The organism is Pseudomonas sp. CCOS 191 (assembly GCF_001007005.1).
Taxonomy (GTDB): domain Bacteria; phylum Pseudomonadota; class Gammaproteobacteria; order Pseudomonadales; family Pseudomonadaceae; genus Aquipseudomonas; species Aquipseudomonas soli.
The window spans coordinates 1,416,892-1,433,614 of record NZ_LN847264.1; the positions used below are offsets into that span (position 1 = coordinate 1,416,892).

At 62.1% G+C, this 16,723-nt stretch carries 13 protein-coding genes; 6 read left to right on the forward strand and 7 right to left on the reverse strand.

Features of this window, described 5'->3' with window-relative positions; all coding sequences use genetic code 11:
- Positions 1-14: 14 nt before the first annotated feature.
- Both CCOS191_RS06440 and pdxR read right to left on the reverse strand, forming a co-directional pair.
- Positions 15-1,445 carry an L-lactate permease gene (locus CCOS191_RS06440; RefSeq protein WP_046854511.1) on the reverse strand — a complete coding sequence of 477 codons (1,431 nt, stop codon included), beginning with the start codon at positions 1,443-1,445 and terminating at the stop codon, positions 15-17.
- A gap of 210 nt (positions 1,446-1,655) precedes the next feature.
- Positions 1,656-3,137 (reverse strand): MocR-like pyridoxine biosynthesis transcription factor PdxR, encoded by a 1,482-nt coding sequence (pdxR, locus tag CCOS191_RS06445; RefSeq protein WP_046854512.1) that lies wholly within the window; start codon positions 3,135-3,137, stop codon positions 1,656-1,658.
- Positions 3,138-3,360: 223 nt separating this feature from the next.
- On the opposite strand from pdxR, the gene CCOS191_RS06450 reads away from it, so the two are divergent.
- Complete coding sequence (locus tag CCOS191_RS06450; protein ID WP_046854513.1) at positions 3,361-3,831, forward strand: GNAT family N-acetyltransferase; 471 nt, start codon at positions 3,361-3,363, stop codon at positions 3,829-3,831.
- 258 nt (positions 3,832-4,089) lie between these two features.
- Entirely contained in the window at positions 4,090-4,410 is a 321-nt protein-coding gene (locus tag CCOS191_RS06455) for a helix-turn-helix domain-containing protein (protein WP_231867474.1), read from the forward strand.
- Between the two features lie 39 nt (positions 4,411-4,449).
- Here CCOS191_RS06455 and CCOS191_RS06460 read toward each other — a convergent pair whose 3' ends face one another.
- The gene (locus CCOS191_RS06460) at positions 4,450-4,989 is read right to left on the reverse strand and encodes a BRO-N domain-containing protein (RefSeq protein ID WP_046854514.1); all 540 of its coding nucleotides are present in this window, start codon (positions 4,987-4,989) and stop codon (positions 4,450-4,452) included.
- Positions 4,990-5,223: 234 nt separating this feature from the next.
- On the opposite strand from CCOS191_RS06460, the gene CCOS191_RS06465 reads away from it, so the two are divergent.
- Entirely contained in the window at positions 5,224-6,717 is a 1,494-nt protein-coding gene (locus CCOS191_RS06465) for an SIR2 family protein (RefSeq protein ID WP_046854515.1), read from the forward strand.
- 43 nt (positions 6,718-6,760) lie between these two features.
- On the opposite strand, the gene CCOS191_RS06470 is transcribed toward CCOS191_RS06465, so the two are convergent.
- Together CCOS191_RS06470 and CCOS191_RS06475 are read right to left on the reverse strand one after the other, a co-directional pair.
- Positions 6,761-8,011 (reverse strand): ribonucleotide-diphosphate reductase subunit beta, encoded by a 1,251-nt coding sequence (locus CCOS191_RS06470; protein WP_038706634.1) that lies wholly within the window; start codon positions 8,009-8,011, stop codon positions 6,761-6,763.
- A gap of 241 nt (positions 8,012-8,252) precedes the next feature.
- Complete coding sequence (locus CCOS191_RS06475) at positions 8,253-11,132, reverse strand: ribonucleoside-diphosphate reductase subunit alpha (protein ID WP_038706633.1); 2,880 nt, start codon at positions 11,130-11,132, stop codon at positions 8,253-8,255.
- An 847-nt stretch (positions 11,133-11,979) separates the two neighbouring features.
- Here CCOS191_RS06475 and CCOS191_RS06480 point away from each other — a divergent pair.
- Together CCOS191_RS06480 and CCOS191_RS06485 are read left to right on the forward strand one after the other, a co-directional pair.
- A complete protein-coding gene (locus CCOS191_RS06480; protein ID WP_038706632.1) occupies positions 11,980-12,675 on the forward strand; it encodes a response regulator transcription factor in 696 nt (231 codons plus the stop codon).
- On the forward strand, positions 12,672-14,276 hold the full coding sequence (locus CCOS191_RS06485; protein WP_023632361.1) for an ATP-binding protein: 1,605 nt from the start codon (positions 12,672-12,674) through the stop codon (positions 14,274-14,276). Before CCOS191_RS06480 ends, CCOS191_RS06485 begins: the two co-directional genes overlap by 4 nt.
- On the opposite strand, the gene CCOS191_RS06490 is transcribed toward CCOS191_RS06485, so the two are convergent.
- Together CCOS191_RS06490 and CCOS191_RS06495 are read right to left on the reverse strand one after the other, a co-directional pair.
- Positions 14,273-14,974, reverse strand: coding sequence for a 4'-phosphopantetheinyl transferase family protein (locus CCOS191_RS06490; RefSeq protein WP_046854516.1), 702 nt, complete (start codon positions 14,972-14,974; stop codon positions 14,273-14,275). The genes CCOS191_RS06485 and CCOS191_RS06490 overlap by 4 nt on opposite strands.
- A gap of 158 nt (positions 14,975-15,132) precedes the next feature.
- Positions 15,133-15,924, reverse strand: a complete 792-nt coding sequence (locus CCOS191_RS06495; RefSeq protein WP_046854517.1) for a dienelactone hydrolase family protein — start codon at positions 15,922-15,924, stop codon at positions 15,133-15,135.
- Positions 15,925-16,047: 123 nt separating this feature from the next.
- On the opposite strand from CCOS191_RS06495, the gene CCOS191_RS06500 reads away from it, so the two are divergent.
- The gene (locus CCOS191_RS06500; RefSeq protein WP_023632176.1) at positions 16,048-16,653 is read left to right on the forward strand and encodes an outer membrane beta-barrel protein; all 606 of its coding nucleotides are present in this window, start codon (positions 16,048-16,050) and stop codon (positions 16,651-16,653) included.
- The last annotated feature ends 70 nt before the right edge of the window (positions 16,654-16,723 follow it).

Here is a 16,723-nt window from a genome sequence, read left to right on the forward strand (position 1 = left end):
GGCCTTGTGTCGTGTCAGGCGGGGGCTCCGGAAAGGTAGAGCAAAACCACGCCGGTTGCAGCCACGATGACGATGTTCAACAGCACCAGGGCGAAGCCGAAGCGGATCAGCCCGTGCTCTTCTTCGCGGTTGGCCCCGGCCAGCCCGATGATCAGCGACAGGATCGACAGCGAGCCCAACGCGCCATGCCCGGCGGCGCTGTTGACCATCGCCGCCAGCCACGGGCCGTGGACCGTGGACAGCGCCGCGATGGAGGGCATCACCAGTGTGTTGCCGCCGACATTGGAGCCGGTGACATAGCCAGCCAACCCCGCCAGCAGCGACACCGTCGAGGCCAGCGACACCCCGGACAGCGCCTGCAACGCCCGCTGCGCCTCGACCAGGAAGCCGGCCTTGACCATCACCTGGGACAGCAGCAGGAACAGGAAGATCGTCGCCACCGGGAACCGCGCCCGAGTGACCAGCGCCTGCCACGGGAAGCCCGAGCCCTGGCGGCCAACCATCATCAGCACCACCAGCAGCAAGGCCAGCCCCGGCGAAGCCAGCGGCTTCCACGACACATTGGCGCCGTGCACCACCCACAGCCCGTCCCAGCCCGACAACAGGAACAACGCCCGCGACGCGATGATCACCGCCAACAGGGCCAGGTAAGGCCACGCGGCCTGCGGCCAGCGCACCAGTGCCCCGCGCCGCGCCCAGGAGATACCCAGGCCGACCGCGGCCACTGCAAGCCCGGCCAGCACACCCGAGGCCTCCGGCCCGATCCAGCGGTTGACTGCATACAGCACTGTGCTGAACAGCAGCGAGATCAATCCCAGCCCGAGCCATGCCCGTACACTGCGAACACCCGCCAGGCCCAACGCCACGGCGGCCAGGCAGAGGAACACCGGAGCGCTCATCAATGCCGAATGGCTGCCCAGCTCCTGCGCCGGCACATGCGCCAGCAACGCGCCGATTACCGTCGCCAGCCCGAGCGTGCCCCAAGGCATCACCACCATGCCGGCCAACGCCATCTTCATGCCCACCTGGCGCGAGAACAGCCCCATCAACAGCGGCACGGTAGCGATCAGCGATACGCCGAACCCGGTCATCGCCTCCAGCAGCGGCGCCAGGCCCAGCACGATGAAGATCATCTGCATCGGCGGCGTCCAGCCCAGCTCGCGCACCCAGGCGCCAATCGCCTGCGGCGCGCCAGCCCGCTCGACCAGAATGACGAAGGCCAGCCCCGGGACGATCACGCAGGCGGTACTGAGGAACAGGATCAGCGTGTCTTGCAGTATCGCGCCGGACACCGCCGTCGACAGCGGCTGCGCGGCGCCCAGGCCCCACAGCAGCAGGACACCGGCCACGCCGGCCAGCGCGGCCTGTACGGGCGGACGGCGCAGCAGCAGGATCAGGGCGATCACCAGGCCTATGGGGGACATTTGCAGCAGCAGGGCAGCCATGATGCGGGTTCCTTTAGCCATCCGGGGGAGTGTGGAAGGGATGGTGGAACGAAGGACTAGGCAGCGACAGATACAGGGGGTGGGGGTTTTTCAATACAGACCCGGGGCTTGTGGCGTTGGAGCCACCTGTTTGCACCTCCTCTCACGCCAATGCCCGGATTTCTGGGCACTGACTGCGATATTGGCCGTTAATGCCTGCAATCCGAGGCGTTATCTGGCCAAACCTTCCAGCACCTTCCCCAGTTTCACCATCGCCTCCCTCATCTCGGCGGGCGCCAGTGCCGCAAACCCCATCAGCAAGCCAGCATCGTTCCTCGGCACCGCGTACAAACTGCCCAGCCCCAACAGATCGATCCCCGCTCCGCGTGCCGCCCTGACCACAGCGTCTTCCGCCAAGTTTTGAACGAAGTGGCAGGGCATCTGCAGCCCACCCACCGGCACTTGCGGGCGCAGGAACGCCCCCAGGTGCCGCTGTACCAGATCCGCCAGCACGTCGCGTCGCTCGGCATAGAGGCTGCGCATGGCCCGTACATGGGCGTTGAAGTGCCCGTCTTCCATGAACCGGGCCAGGGTCAGCTGGGCGATGGATGCATTGTGGCCATCCTGCAGCGTTCGCGCGGCGGTCATTGGCGCGACGAGCTGAGGTGGCAGCAGCAGGTAGCCGATGCGCAGCCCGGCGCCCAGCGACTTGGTGAAGGTGCCGATGTACAGCGTGCGCGCATGCGAATCCAGTCCCTGCACGCAGGCGGTGGGGCGACCGGCGTAGTGGAACTCGCTGTCGTAGTCGTCCTCGATGATCCACGCCCGCTGCTGGCGCGCCCATTCGATGGCCAGCAGGCGTCGGTCCAGCGACAGGGTGGCACCGGTCGGGTATTGGTGCGAAGGGGTGAGGAACAGCGCCCGGGCATCCGGCGCTAGCTGGGCCATGCCGTCCACCTGCAGGCCGTACGCGTCCACTGGCACCGGCACGCCTTGCAGCCCGGCGGCGCTGATGGCCTTGTGGGTGCCTTGGTACAGCGGGTCCTCGACCAGCACCCGGTCGCCTGCGTCCATGAGTACCTGGGCGCACAGGCCCAAGGCCTGCTGCGAGCTGGTGAGGATCAGGATGCGGTCAGCGGATGCCTGCGCGCCGCGTTCGAGGTTGAGGTAGTCGGCGATTGCACTGCGCAAGGCGAACATGCCCTGTGGCTCGCTGTGTTCCAGGGCGCGAGTGCCGTATTCCTTGTACACCTGCCGCTCCAGCTTCTCCCAGACGGCCAGGGGGAAACGCCGGGTTTCTGCCACGCCCGGGGCGAAGGGGCGGGGTGATTGGAAGTTGTGAACGCCACCGCTGTGCAATAGCGCTTCACCTCGGCGGCTCAACTGCACCGGGGCCTCGCTGTGTGACGGCCGATGGCGCTTGCGCAACGGCAGGCAGCGGGCGCGTTGCGACACGAAGCTGCCGCTGCCTACGCGCCGTTCGATAAAGCCCTCGGCGTGCAACTGGCTGTAGGCCGACTCCACGGTGTCCCGCGAGACGCCCAGGGAACTTGCCAGCGACCGCGACGCCGGCAGTGGCTTGCCGACCGACAGGGCACCCTCAAGGATCAATTGGCGGATGGCCCGCTGGATGCGCACATGCCGCGCCAGTGCGCCATGGGCGGGATCCGTTAGCCAGGCTTTTACCGATTCCAGCTGGGCGTGTTTGAACATTGGCCTGGTCCTTGGCGCGTGGATTTGAAAGGTGCCTGCCTATCCTGGAACGGATCGCGCCCCTGAAAATGGTCTGGTAACTACCGAATAATTGGCAGGTAAAAACCAGCCATTTATCCGCTATAAAACCCAGGTCCGCAAGCAATCACCAAGGAAGGCAAGCGCTGCGGGCAGGCCGGCCCCCTCACTCATTCAGCTGTGTTGTCCAAAAGGGGTTTCAACAATGAGCACCACCCAACTGCCCGTTTTCGTACGCGAAGTGAAGCAAGCCGATCAGCAGCCATGGTCCGCCTACTGGGCGCAATACCAGGCCTTCTACCAAGTGGAGCTGGGCCCGGCCATCACCGAGCGCACCTGGGCGCGCTTCTTCGACCCGGCCGAGCCCATGCACTGCGCCGTGGCCACGGACGGCGAGCAAATCTTCGGCTTCGTTCACTATGTGTTCCACCGCTCGACCTGGGGGCGCAATGATTTCTGTTACCTGGAAGACCTGTTCGTGTCGCCGAGTGCGCGGGGGAGGATGATCGGCAAGCGGCTGATCGAGTTCGTCCAGGACCAGGCCCGGCAGCAGCGGTGTGATCGGTTGTACTGGCATACCCAGCAGACCAACAAGACTGCGCAGCGGTTGTATGACTGGATTGCCGAGAAGCCGGGGGTGATCGAGTACCGGATGCCGTTGGATGTTGCTCACTAAGTCCATAGTGAGCAGATGAGGGCGTGGGAGCGGCGATGCGGCGGCCCGACTTGCCCCGCGAAGGGTAGCACCGGCTTCGGGGTGTAGGTCCCTGTGGCGCACAGCCGCTCCCATGCCCAGGCATCAGAAATTCCCATTCGAAATCTGCCCAAGTCTTAAGGTGCTGTCAGACCATTCAGAAAGATGAATCCCTCCCTGGCAGAGGAATACTTAATCCAATATTTTGTGCCTTAACTGCCATCTATTCAGATAACACACATGAATATGGATTTAAGTCTTACCAAACCCAGTGAACTCATGAGGGCGCTGTGCGAGCGCTTGCGCACCGAGCGGCTCGCGCAACAGATGTCGCAAGCGGAAGTGGCTGCTCGGGCTGGCATCGGCACCAATACTGTGTCCAACCTTGAAACGGGACGTAATGTCGGTTTTGAGAACCTGATCCGAGTGGCGATGGTTCTAGGCCGAAGAAAAGAGCTTGAGGCGCTGTTTTTGCCGAGGGTGGAGTGCATAGCCGACATTGCTCGCTACGAGCTCGGTGCCAAGCGCCAGCGCATCCGGAAGAAGTCAGGGCAGGGTTGAACAGGGCTGCATGGCAGCCCTTTCAGTGGATCGCAGGGTTCAATCGCCAACCCCATGCAACCGCAACGCCCGCTGCGCACATTCCTTCCAGCTCAACTTGCGCCGCTCGGGCACTACCACGGGCAACTCCGCCGCCATCACCACCGGCATATCCCGCATTCGTACCCAAGGCTCACTCTGCCAATACAACAGACTCGCCGTATGCCCACCCGGCCAGCACATCCTGCCCAGGCGCGGTAGGTCTTCCAGCGCCGAGTCCTGCCCATCGCGCAGCACCGCCACCACCTCATGGGTCAGCCAGTGCCGCAGGTGGCGGTTTTCCGGAATGTGATGATGGGCCAGCAGGGTATAGGCCCCGGACTCGCTGACCATGGTGGTTTCGCTGTACTGGCCGTAGCGCATCAGCTGCACGGTGCGATGCTGGTCCGGGTCGAGCTTGCGGATGCAGTGTTCGTCGAAGAAGCGCCCGGTCATCCGGCCGAGTTCGTGGGCGCAGAACCAGGCTTGGGATTCGAGCCAGAGGGTGTGGAGGGGGCGGTTGTGGCGGGTGAAGAGGGAGGGGGAAAAGTGGTTGTCCATGATTGGCCTTCCAAAATCAGGAGAGCCGTTTCTAACGGGAACGGGATTCCGCTGCGTGAGCGTTCTTAAGCGCTTGGAGGATGATGGGCGAACTCGAGAGGAATCGGTTGAGGATTTGAGTGTTTTTAGAATCGGAAGATTCTGAAAGATTGGTCAAGAAATCCCGACACGCTTGAAGGGTGGTTGGTCTTGTGCTTCGATGATGGCGTTTGGCTACTTTTCGCTGGAGGCGTGATGCATATAAATGATTATGTTGCGGGCTTTAGTAACCACCCGGTGCTTTTCGTGGGCACGGGATTCAGTTTGAGGTATCTGGAAAAGTCGTACACGTGGGATGGACTCCTAAAGTTCATTGCATCCGAATTTACAGGAAGTAATGAATACTATTTTGATGTTAAAGCTCGTAGTTGTGTTGATGGGAAATTTCAGTTTGATTTGATTGCAAGCAGGTTGGAGGAGGATTTTACAAAGGCTCTTGAGCTGGATCGGAATGGTAAGTTCAAGGCGGTTAATGATAGCTTCTATGAGTATATGGAGCAGGGAAGGTTTATAAGTAGGCTGAAGATATATATTTCCAAGCTTTTGGACTGCTCGGCTGTTAATGAAGAGAAGAGAGAGGAGTTGGCTGATTTAAAAAAAGCAGTCAAGAATATAGGTTCAATAATTACGACGAATTATGATCAGCTTCTGGAGGAGGTTTTTGAATTTAGCCCTCTAATAGGAAACGACATATTGCTAAGCAATCCATATGGTTCTATATATAAAATTCATGGGTGTGTGTCTAGTTCTGATCGGGTCATAATAACTAAGGATGATTATGATAAGTTTGATAAAAAATATGAGTTGATTCGAGCTCAATTGTTGTCGCTGTTTATTCACAATCCTATTGTGTTTGTTGGATATAGTATTAATGATGATAATATTAAAAAAATACTTAGGACTGTGTTTACATATGTTGAGCCTAACTCTGAGCAAGCGGCAAGAATAAGAAGAAATTTCCTATTGGTCGAGTACGAAAGTGGGTCTGCCTCTGAAGATATATTTGAACATGATATTGAGTTGGAGGGGATGGCAACAATCAGAATTAGCAAGATAAAAACCGATAACTTTTCATCGGTTTATCGCGCTTTGTCTTCGTTGAATCTTCCAGTCTCAGCGATGGACGTTCGGAAGGTCCAAAATATAGTTCATGACTTAAAATCCGGCGGGGATATTAAGGTTCACGTCACAGAGGACCTTGATGAGCTTGGTAATGGAGACAAAATTATCGCCATTGGTTCAAGTAAATCAATTACCTACAGGTACATGAATTCGGCAGAAACCATTTCTAACTACTTCAAGATTATTGATGAAGAGAACTCCCAGCTTCTTTCTTTGGTTAATAAATTCACAATTGGTAAGCAGCAATTCTTCCCTGTGTTTGCCTTTTCAACGATTCAGCCTGATATAGAGAAGGTTGACAAGCTTAAAGAGCAGCAAAGAAGAAAGGTTACAGAGGCACTTGGAGGAGTTTTAGACAGCTGTAAGATTCCACACTCTGAGGTGGAGGCTATTATGGCGGACGCTCAAGTTGCTGCTAGCTACAAGACGAGAACACTATTTTGGTGTGCTCATGAAGGACACATTGCTCTTGACGCATTGGAGGTTTATCTCAGAAACTCCAACGACCATAAGAGTACAGAATATCGCAAGCTACTCTGTCTATATGATGTTATGAGATATTCGTGATGCTGTTATAAAAAGGCCGCCATGATTGGCGGCCTCGTAGTTTTTAGTCCCAGCTCAACGCCCCACCAGTCTGATACTCAATCACACGAGTCTCAAAGAAGTTCTTCTCCTTCTTCAAGTCCATGATCTCGCTCATCCATGGGAACGGGTTAGTAGTCCCCGGATACTCTTCCTTCAACCCAATCTGGGTCAGTCGACGGTTGGCAATGAACTTGAGGTAATCCTCCATCATCGCCGCGTTCATGCCCAGCACGCCGCGTGGCATGGTGTCACGGGCATATTCGATCTCCAGCTGGGTACCCTGCAGGATCATCTGGGTAGCCTCTTCCTTCATCGCGGCATCCCACAGGTGCGGGTTCTCGATCTTGATCTGGTTGATCACGTCGATGCCGAAGTTCAGGTGCATGGACTCGTCGCGCAGGATGTACTGGAACTGCTCGGCGACGCCGGTCATCTTGTTGCGGCGGCCCATCGACAGGATCTGGGTGAAGCCGCAGTAGAAGAAGATGCCTTCCAGTACGCAGTAGTAAGCGATCAGGTTGCGCAGCAGCTCTTTGTCGGTTTCGACGGTGCCGGTGTTGAACTCCGGGTCCGAGATGGCGCGGGTGTACTTCAGGCCCCAGGCGGCTTTTTTCGCGACCGACGGGATCTCGTGGTACATGTTGAAGATCTCGCCTTCATCCATGCCCAGCGACTCGATGCAGTACTGGTAGGCGTGGGTGTGGATCGCCTCTTCGAAGGCCTGGCGCAGGATGTACTGGCGGCACTCGGGGTTGGTGATCAGGCGGTACACGGCCAGGGCCAGGTTGTTGGCAACCAGGGAGTCGGCGGTGGAGAAGAAGCCGAGGTTGCGCATCACGATGCGGCGCTCGTCTTCGGTCAGGCCGTCCATGCTCTTCCACAGGGCGATGTCGGCGGTCATGTTGACCTCTTGCGGCATCCAGTGGTTGGCGCAGCCGTCGAGGTACTTCTGCCAGGCCCAGTCGTACTTGAACGGGACCAGCTGGTTGAGGTCGGCGCGGCAGTTGATCATGCGCTTTTCGTCAACGGCGACGCGGGCCGAGGAGCCTTCCAGCTCGGCCAGGCCTTCGGCGATGTCCAGGGCGTCCAGGGCAGCCTTGGCGCGCTTGACCGCGTCGGAGTCGGCGGCGGTGGCGGCGCGGGCTTCCAGGGCGGCGGCACCGCCGGCGCTGTCGAGCTTGTCGAGGGTGGTGGTGGCAGCGGCCTGTGCGGCGGTGTTGCCTTTGGCGGCGACTTCGCCGTCTTCTTTGTCGAATTCGTCCCAGCTCAGCATGGTGAGATCTCCTGCTTGAGGGCCATCAATGAGTATGGCCGGTGGATCTTGGTTGCGGTGCGGTGCACGCAAATCTGGAGTGCCCGGGGAGGGCTGACCGGGGCGTTGGGCCCCGGCTTGTTATGTCTGGCTGTGGGGAGGTGCTGGCAGTGCCGGCCTCATCGCTGGCAAGCCAGCTCCCACAGGGTTCTGCGCCGTGGCGCAGAAAAGAGGCTACCCGGGGGTAGCCTCTGCGCAGCCCTTATTGGCAGGCTTCGCAATCCGGCTCGTCGATGGCGCAGGCCTTCGGTACCGGGGCTGGGCCCGCGGCCTGGACCGGGGCGCTGTCGCCGCCGCTCGACACGGCGTTGAGCTTGCCGGTGTTGATGGTCGACTTCTCGGTGCTGGTCGCGGCCAGGGCACGGAGGTAGTAGGTGGTCTTCAGACCACGGTACCAGGCCATGCGGTAGGTCACGTCCAGCTTCTTGCCCGAAGCGCCAGCGATGTACAGGTTCAGCGACTGGGCCTGGTCGATCCACTTCTGGCGACGCGAGGCGGCATCGACGATCCACTTGGTCTCGACTTCGAACGCGGTGGCGTACAGGTCTTTCAGCTCTTGCGGGATACGCTCGATCTGCTGCACGGAACCATCGTAGTACTTCAGGTCGTTGATCATCACCGAGTCCCACAGGCCGCGGGCCTTGAGGTCGCGGACCAGGTACGGGTTGATCACGGTGAATTCGCCCGACAGGTTCGATTTCACGTACAGGTTCTGGTAGGTCGGCTCGATGGACTGCGACACGCCGGTGATGTTGGCGATGGTCGCGGTCGGCGCGATGGCCATGATGTTCGAGTTACGAATACCTTTTTGTACGCGCTCGCGCACCGGTGCCCAGTCCAGGCTCTCGGTCAGGTCGACGTCGATGTACTTCTGGCCACGGGCCTCGATCAGGATTTGTTGCGAATCCAGCGGCAGGATGCCCTTGGACCACAGCGAACCCTGGAAGGTCTCGTAGGCGCCGCGCTCGTCGGCCAGGTCGCAGGAAGCCTGGATCGCGTAGTAGCTGACCGCTTCCATCGACTTGTCGGCGAACTCGACGGCAGCATCGGAGCCGTACGGGATGTGCTGCAGGTACAGCGCGTCCTGGAAGCCCATGATCCCTAAGCCGACCGGGCGGTGCTTGAAGTTCGAGTTACGCGCTTGCGGCACCGAGTAGTAGTTGATGTCGATCACGTTGTCGAGCATGCGCACGGCGGTGTTCACGGTGCGTTGCAGCTTGGCAGTGTCCAGCTTGCCGTCGACGATGTGGTTCGGCAGGTTGATCGAGCCCAGGTTGCAGACCGCGATCTCGTCCTTGTTGGTGTTCAGGGTGATCTCGGTGCACAGGTTCGAGCTGTGGACCACGCCCACGTGCTGCTGCGGGCTGCGCAGGTTGCACGGGTCCTTGAAGGTCAACCATGGGTGGCCGGTCTCGAACAGCATCGACAGCATCTTGCGCCACAGGTCTTTGGCCTGGATGGTCTTGAACACCTTGATCTTGTTGTACTCGGTCAGGGCTTCGTAGTACTCGTAGCGCTCTTCGAAGGCCTTGCCGGTCAGGTCGTGCAGATCAGGCACTTCCGATGGCGAGAACAGGGTCCACTTGCCGTCATCGAAGACGCGCTTCATGAACAGGTCAGGGATCCAGTTGGCGGTGTTCATGTCGTGGGTACGACGACGGTCATCACCGGTGTTCTTGCGCAGCTCGATGAATTCTTCGATGTCGAGGTGCCAGGTTTCCAGGTAAGCGCATACGGCGCCCTTGCGCTTGCCACCCTGGTTCACGGCGACGGCGGTGTCGTTGACCACTTTCAGGAACGGCACGACGCCTTGCGATTTGCCGTTGGTGCCCTTGATGTACGAGCCCAGGGCACGTACCGGGGTCCAGTCGTTGCCCAGGCCACCGGCGAATTTCGACAGCATGGCGTTGTCGTGGATCGCGTGGTAGATGCCCGACAGGTCGTCCGGCACGGTGGTCAGGTAGCAGCTCGACAGCTGCGGACGCAGGGTGCCGGCGTTGAACAGGGTCGGGGTCGAGGCCATGTAGTCGAAGGACGACAACAGGTTGTAGAACTCGATCGCACGGGCTTCTTTATCTTTCTCTTCCAGCGCCAGGCCCATGGCCACGCGCATGAAGAACACCTGCGGCAGCTCGAAGCGCACGCCATCCTTGTGGATGAAGTAGCGGTCGTACAGGGTCTGCAGGCCCAGGTAGGTGAACTGCTGGTCGCGCTCGTGGTTGATCGCCTTGCCCATGCGCTCCAGGTCGTAGCCTTTCAGCGCCGGGTCGAGCAGTTCGAACTCGACGCCTTTCTCGACGTAGGCCGGCAGGGCCTTGGCGTACAGGTCGGCCATCTCGTGGTGGGTGGCGCTGTCGGCGACGTTGAGGAAGCCCAGGCCTTCGGCGCGCAGGGTGTCCATCAGCAGGCGGGCGGTGACGAACGAGTAGTTCGGCTCGCGCTCGACCAGGGTACGGGCGGTCATCACCAGGGCGGTGTTGACGTCCTTCAGGGCCACGCCGTCGTACAGGTTCTTCAGGGTTTCGCGCTGGATCAGCTCGCCATCGACTTCGGCCAGGCCTTCGCAGGCTTCGCTGATGATGGTGTTCAGGCGCGCCATGTCCAGCGGCGCCAGGCTGCCGTCGGCCAGGGTGATGCGGATGCTTGGGTGCGGCTCGACCACGCTGTCGGCGTTGGAGCGGGTGGCACGCTCCTTGGCACGCTGGTCGCGGTAGATGACGTAGTCACGGGCGACTTTCTGCTCGCCGGCACGCATCAGGGCCAGTTCGACCTGGTCCTGGATTTCTTCGATGTGGATGGTGCCACCCGATGGCATGCGACGCTTGAACGTGGCGGTGACCTGCTCGGTCAGGCGCGCGACGGTGTCGTGGATGCGCGACGAGGCGGCGGCGGTGCCGCCTTCAACTGCGAGGAACGCCTTGGTGATGGCAACGGTGATCTTGTCGTCGGTGTAGGGGACGACAGTGCCGTTACGCTTGATCACGCGCAGTTGGCCAGGGGCGGTGGCGGCCAGATCCTGGTTCGAATCGGCGGCCTGAGGCGCCTTGGCCTGCGGGTTCTCGCGAGTTGTGTCGGTTTGCATGGGTGGGTGTCTCCACAGTTTCTAGTTTGTTCAGGCGCCGTTGTCGGGCGCCACCGTTCCGTCCACTTGCTCGATGGCCCGGGCGGGGATGCGCGTGAAGCACACGCATCCGCCCGCTCGGGCTTACCGACTTCGGGACAGACTCAGGAATTAGGGGCAGTAACCTGCCGCTCCCTGGCCGAAGTCAAAGGTTCTGGGCGTACCCAAAATCTGTTGCTGATGAGTGCGGGCATTGCCTGCAACACTCATACCCGAACAAGGCCGTCTGCGGCTTGCCTCGGTCGCCCTCCGCAGGAGCGGTTTGGCTGTTGAAATCACCTTAAGTTCAGTCAGTAAATTCGCTTGAATTTGCCTGTTGACTTGTGTTTGTGATTTTGCGCAAAACCCAATATCTAGTGGTTCGCTGCGATAGGGATACAAGATAATGCGGTCCATGGGGCTTTGCAAGGTCGGCGCCTGTGGATAACTTGTGGGTACTTTGTGAGTCATCCGTGGGTATTCGCTGTAGGCCTTGTCCCAAGAGGTTTGCACTATTTTTTGCCTGTGCTACGCCGCCGCGAAGATTTTTTAGGGCGCGCACCCTATCACAAAAAACGGTTCAGTCGAGGGCTGTTTGCGGTGGTTGGCAGGGGTGGGGGCGGGACGTAGTATCCGGGGCTGATGTTGCGCTTTGGTGAAAGGGAATACCCGTAGGATCAGGCATTTACATTGCCTGCACCGGCCTCATCGCCGGCAAGCCGGCTCCCACAGGTACGGCGCGGCTGTTGTGGGAGCCGGCTTGCCGGCGATGAGGCCGCTGCGGACAACGCAAAACAACAATAAAAGACCAGCACACAAGGGAGAGGCCATGGACCAGCCAATCAACCGCATCCTGATCGTCGAGGACGACCAGCGCCTGGCCGAACTGACTGCCGAATACCTCCAGGCCAACGGCTTCGAAGTGGCGGTGGAGGGCGACGGTGGCCGCGCCGCGCGGCGTATCATCGACAGCCAGCCGGACCTGGTGATCCTCGACCTGATGCTGCCCGGCGAAGACGGCCTGAGCATCTGCCGCCGCGTGCGCGGCCAGTACGCAGGCCCCATCCTCATGCTCACCGCGCGCAGCGACGAGCTCGACCAGATCCAGGGTCTGGACCTGGGCGCCGACGACTACGTATGCAAGCCGGTGCGCCCGCGCGTGCTGCTGGCACGTATCAATGCTCTGCTGCGCCGCAGCGACGCCCCGGAGCGCCGCCAGGACCTGACCTTCGGTCCCCTGCATATAGACAGCCGCCAGCGCGAGGCACGCCTGCACGGCCAGTTGGTCGACCTGACCGGCGCCGAATTCGACCTGCTCTGGCTGCTGGCCAGCAACGCCGGACGCGTGCTGTCCCGCGAGGAGATCTTCACCTCGCTGCGCGGCGTCGGCTACGACGGCCAGGATCGCTCCATCGATGTGCGCATCTCCAAGATCCGACCCAAGATCGGCGACGACCCGATCACCCCGCGGCTGATCAAGACCCTGCGCAGCAAGGGCTACCTGTTCGTCGGCGAGGCGCCATGAACTCGATCTTCCTGCGCATCTATGGCGGCATGCTCGCGGTGCTGGTGCTGGTGGCCGTGCTCGGTGTGCTGAGCCTGCACCTGCTCAACGAGATCCGCGCCGGCCAGCACCGCGAGCGCCTGGCCCAGGGCACCTTCAGCCTGATGGCCGACAACCTGGCGCAGCAGAACGCGGTGGAGCGCACCCGTTCGCTGGTGATCTGGGAGCGCCTGCTCGGCGTGCCGCTGGACCTGCAACCGCTGTCGGCCTTTACCCTCGACGGCGGGCAGCGGGCGCGCCTGTACCGAGACCTGGTGGTGGTGGAGAAGACCGGCCCGCATGCCGCCCGGGTGCTGCGCCGGGTTGGCCACGAGGACCTGCTGCTGGTGGCCGAGGTCAAGCAGATCAGTGAGCAGCTGGCCCGCGCCACCCTTTATCTGTTGGCCGACGAGCTGGTGCGCTACCCGGTGACCGAGCAGCAGGCGCGCCTGGCGCAGCTACGGCAGAGCAAGGGCTTCGGTTTCGACATCGCCTTGCAGCGCATCGAGCGCGCCGCCCTGGACGACGACCAGCGCCGTCGGGTGGAGGAGGGCGATACGGTGATGGCCCTGGGCAGGGACGGTGATTCGATTCGCGTGTTCTCGGGGCTGTCCGGTTCGCCCTGGGTGCTGGAGATCGGCCCGTTGTATCAGCTCAATCCCTATCCGCCGCAGTTGCTGATCCTGATCGCCTTTCTCGGCCTGTGCCTGATCGGCCTGGTGGTCTACCTGCTGGTGCGCCAGCTGGAGCGGCGAGTGTCGGGCCTGGAGGTGGCGGCCACGCGTATCGCCCAGGGCAGCCTCGACACCCGGGTGCCGGCCGGCGATGCCGACTCGGTGGGGCGCCTGGCCGAGGCCTTCAACGGCATGGCCGAGCATCTGCAGCGTTCATTGACCATGCAGCGCGAGCTGGTGCGGGCGGTGTCCCACGAGCTGCGCACCCCGGTGGCGCGGCTGCGCTTCGGCCTGGAGATGATCGAGAGCGCCGGCAGCGACGAGGCCCGGGCCAAGCACCTGGCGGGCATGGACGGTGATATCCAGGACTTGGACAAGCTGGTCGACGAAATGCTGACCTACGCCCGCCTGGAGCAGGGCGCGCCGGCCCTGCATTTCCAGGTGGTGGACCTGGACGAACTGCTGGCGCGGGTGATCGAGGAGCTGGCGCCGCTGCGCGCCGAGGTGCGGGTGGTGCGTGGCGAATGCCACGGGCTCGACGGCGGCGACGCCCGGGTCGAGGCCGAGCCGCGCTACCTGCACCGGGCCCTGCAGAACCTGGTGCGCAATGCCATGCGCCATGCCGAGTCCGAAGTGCGCGTGAGCTATCACCTGGGACAGCAACGTTGCCGCATCGATGTGGAGGACGACGGCCCCGGGATTCCCGAGGGCGTGTGGCACCGTATCTTCACCCCCTTCACCCGCCTCGACGACAGCCGCACCCGGGCCTCGGGCGGGCATGGCCTGGGGCTGTCGATCGTGCGGCGGATCATCTACTGGCACGGCGGCCGCGCCCTGGTCGGGCACAGCGAGCAGTTGGGCGGGGCGTGTTTCAGCCTGAGCTGGCCGCGGGAGCAGCCACGCGACTAAACGCTGATCAGGCTGAGCAGATGGCCGTCCTGCAGGCAGAACTGGCCATCCAGCTCGACGCCGTGGTGCCACTCGGCCGACAGGTCGGTGAGCAGGCGCAGGCGGGCGTGGCCGTCGGCGGACCATTCCAGCAGTTCGGCGTGCTCGAAATAGAAGCGCTTTTTCGTCAGCGGGTAGAGCGTCTTGAACAGGCTTTCCTTGAGCGAGAAGGTCAGGGTCACGGCCAGGGCCTGTTGGCTGCGGTCCAGGCGTTCGAGTTCCGCGGGGGTGAGGATCTCCCCGGCGAGGCGTTCGGCGCGGTCCTCGCCGAGCAGGGTTTCCTGGTCCAGCCCCAAGCCGCGGCATTGGCCGTCGGTAGCCACCACGGCGGCGGCCCAGCCCTGGCCGTGGGTGATCGAACCGTGGATGCCGGCGGGCCAGATGGGCGAGCGGTCTTCATGAGGGGCGGGAGCGTAGCTGCGACCGTCGAGTATCCGTAGCGCCTCGCGGGCGCAGACCCGACCGGCCAGGTACTCGGCCTGGCGCTTGGCCACCGAGCGTTGCAGGCTGGCGGTCTGTTCGATGCCGGCGCGCTGGAAGTCGTCCGGCGCGAGATTGGCCGGATCGAAGGCGCAGCTGACCAGCACCGCGCCAGGGACCGGGCGTGGCAGGGGCCAATGGTGCTGGAGCGGGGCGCAGCAGGTGGGGAGTCTGTTCATGGCGGGTATTGTGCCAGCCTGGTGGCTGGTGGTGGAGCACAGATTTTGGGGCTGCTGCGCAGCCCTTTCGCCGGCGAGCCGGCTCCCACAGGGGGCGTCGCCATCTTTGTGGGAGCCGGCTTGCCGGCGAAAGGGCCGCAAAGCGGCCCCGGCGATCATCAGTCGAGCGCATCCTTCAGGAACGCCTGCATATCCTTCCATGAGCTTTCATCCGCCGCCTTGTCATAGCCGATATCCGGCCCGCCATGCTCGCCATGGCTCAAGCGGTCGGCATCCGGGTTGGTGAAGCCATGCTTGGCCCCCGGGATCCCGACGAACTTGTAGTCGGCGTTGACCGCATCCATCTCCGCCTTGAACGCCGCGACCTGCTCTGGGGTGACCATACTGTCGGCCTCGCCATGCTCCACCAGGATCTTGGCCCGGATCACCCCCGGCTTGGCCGGCGTCTGGGTCACCAGCGCGCCATGGAAGCTCACCACGCCGTCGAGCTTCTCACCGCGGCGCGCCGCGTCCAGCACCACCTTGCCGCCAAAGCAGTAGCCGATGGCCGCCAGCTGGTGCTTGTTGGTGTTGGGCTGGATCTTCAGCAGCTCCAGCCCGGCATCGAAGCGCCGGGCGGCGGCCGCTGGGTCCTTCATCGCCGCGGCCATGAACGCCTGGGCATCGGCGGGGTGCTCGGTGTTCTTGCCGTCGCCGTACATGTCGATGGCCAGGGCGTTGTAGCCCAGCGCCGCAAGGTCGCGGGCGCGGCGCTTGGCGTAGTCGTTCAGCCCCCACCATTCATGCACCACCACCACGCCTGGGCGCTTGCCCTCGACGGCGTCGTCGTAGGCGTAGTAGCCGATCAGGCGGTTGCCATCGGCATCCTGGTAGGGGATCTCGCGGGTCTGCACCGCCGCCTGGGCGAGGGTGGCGCCGCACAACAGGGCCAGTGCAAGCAGGGTACGCATGGTCGAGCTCCTTGTTCGGTTCGTTCAGCCCAGGTTCAGGCCGGGTTCAGCAGGGGTTCAGGGCGCCCTCCCTACTCTAGTCCCCAGACAGAAACAACGCATCCAACCCGGAGTACCTGAACCATGAAAACGCTCAATACCCTGATCGCCGCCATGGCGGTTTGCGCCGCCGGCCTCACCACCGCCGCCCAGGCCGATGACAACTTCGCCAGCCTGACCTACGGCCAGACCAGCGACAAAGTGCGCAAGTCCGGCCTGTTGCAACGCAACACCGACGGCCTGAATGCCGACGGCATCATCGGCAAGGACAGCACCTGGGGCGTGCGCCTGGGCAAGATCAACGACCAGGGCCGCTACTACATGACCTACGACAACGTCTCGGGCGATCACAGCGGCGTCAAGCTGCGCCAGGAAAACCTGCTCGGCAGCTACGACCTGTTCCTGCCGGTGGGTGATACCACCAAGCTGTTCGGTGGCGGCACCCTGGGCATGACCAAGCTGACCCAGGACTCGCCGGGCGCCAGCCGCGACACCGACTACGGCTATGCCGTGGGCCTGCAGGCCGGCGTGATCCAGGAAATCACCGACAAGGCCTCGGTGGAGATGGGCTACCGTTACCTGCGCAGCAACGCCGCCACCGAGATCGGCGCCCACGGCGGGCCGAAGGACGGCACCCTGCGCCTGACCAGCAGCGCGCAGACCTACCTGGCGGCAAGCTACAAGTTCTGAGGTCGCTGTTATCCTGTACCGGCCTTATCGCGAGGAGTGCATGACCCGTGGGAGCGGGCTTGCCCCGCGA

Coding starts and splice junctions, on each gene's coding strand:
- CCOS191_RS06455 (WP_231867474.1), top strand. CDS start 4,090: ATGAATATGGATTTAAGTCTTACCAAACCCAGTGAACTCATGAGGGCG.
- CCOS191_RS06500 (WP_023632176.1), top strand. CDS start 16,048: ATGAAAACGCTCAATACCCTGATCGCCGCCATGGCGGTTTGCGCCGCC.
- CCOS191_RS06490 (WP_046854516.1), bottom strand. CDS start 14,974: ATGAACAGACTCCCCACCTGCTGCGCCCCGCTCCAGCACCATTGGCCC.
- CCOS191_RS06450 (WP_046854513.1), top strand. CDS start 3,361: ATGAGCACCACCCAACTGCCCGTTTTCGTACGCGAAGTGAAGCAAGCC.
- CCOS191_RS06480 (WP_038706632.1), top strand. CDS start 11,980: ATGGACCAGCCAATCAACCGCATCCTGATCGTCGAGGACGACCAGCGC.
- pdxR (WP_046854512.1), bottom strand. CDS start 3,137: ATGTTCAAACACGCCCAGCTGGAATCGGTAAAAGCCTGGCTAACGGAT.
- CCOS191_RS06440 (WP_046854511.1), bottom strand. CDS start 1,445: ATGGCTGCCCTGCTGCTGCAAATGTCCCCCATAGGCCTGGTGATCGCC.
- CCOS191_RS06485 (WP_023632361.1), top strand. CDS start 12,672: ATGAACTCGATCTTCCTGCGCATCTATGGCGGCATGCTCGCGGTGCTG.
- CCOS191_RS06475 (WP_038706633.1), bottom strand. CDS start 11,132: ATGCAAACCGACACAACTCGCGAGAACCCGCAGGCCAAGGCGCCTCAG.
- CCOS191_RS06495 (WP_046854517.1), bottom strand. CDS start 15,924: ATGCGTACCCTGCTTGCACTGGCCCTGTTGTGCGGCGCCACCCTCGCC.
- CCOS191_RS06470 (WP_038706634.1), bottom strand. CDS start 8,011: ATGCTGAGCTGGGACGAATTCGACAAAGAAGACGGCGAAGTCGCCGCC.
- CCOS191_RS06465 (WP_046854515.1), top strand. CDS start 5,224: ATGCATATAAATGATTATGTTGCGGGCTTTAGTAACCACCCGGTGCTT.
- CCOS191_RS06460 (WP_046854514.1), bottom strand. CDS start 4,989: ATGGACAACCACTTTTCCCCCTCCCTCTTCACCCGCCACAACCGCCCC.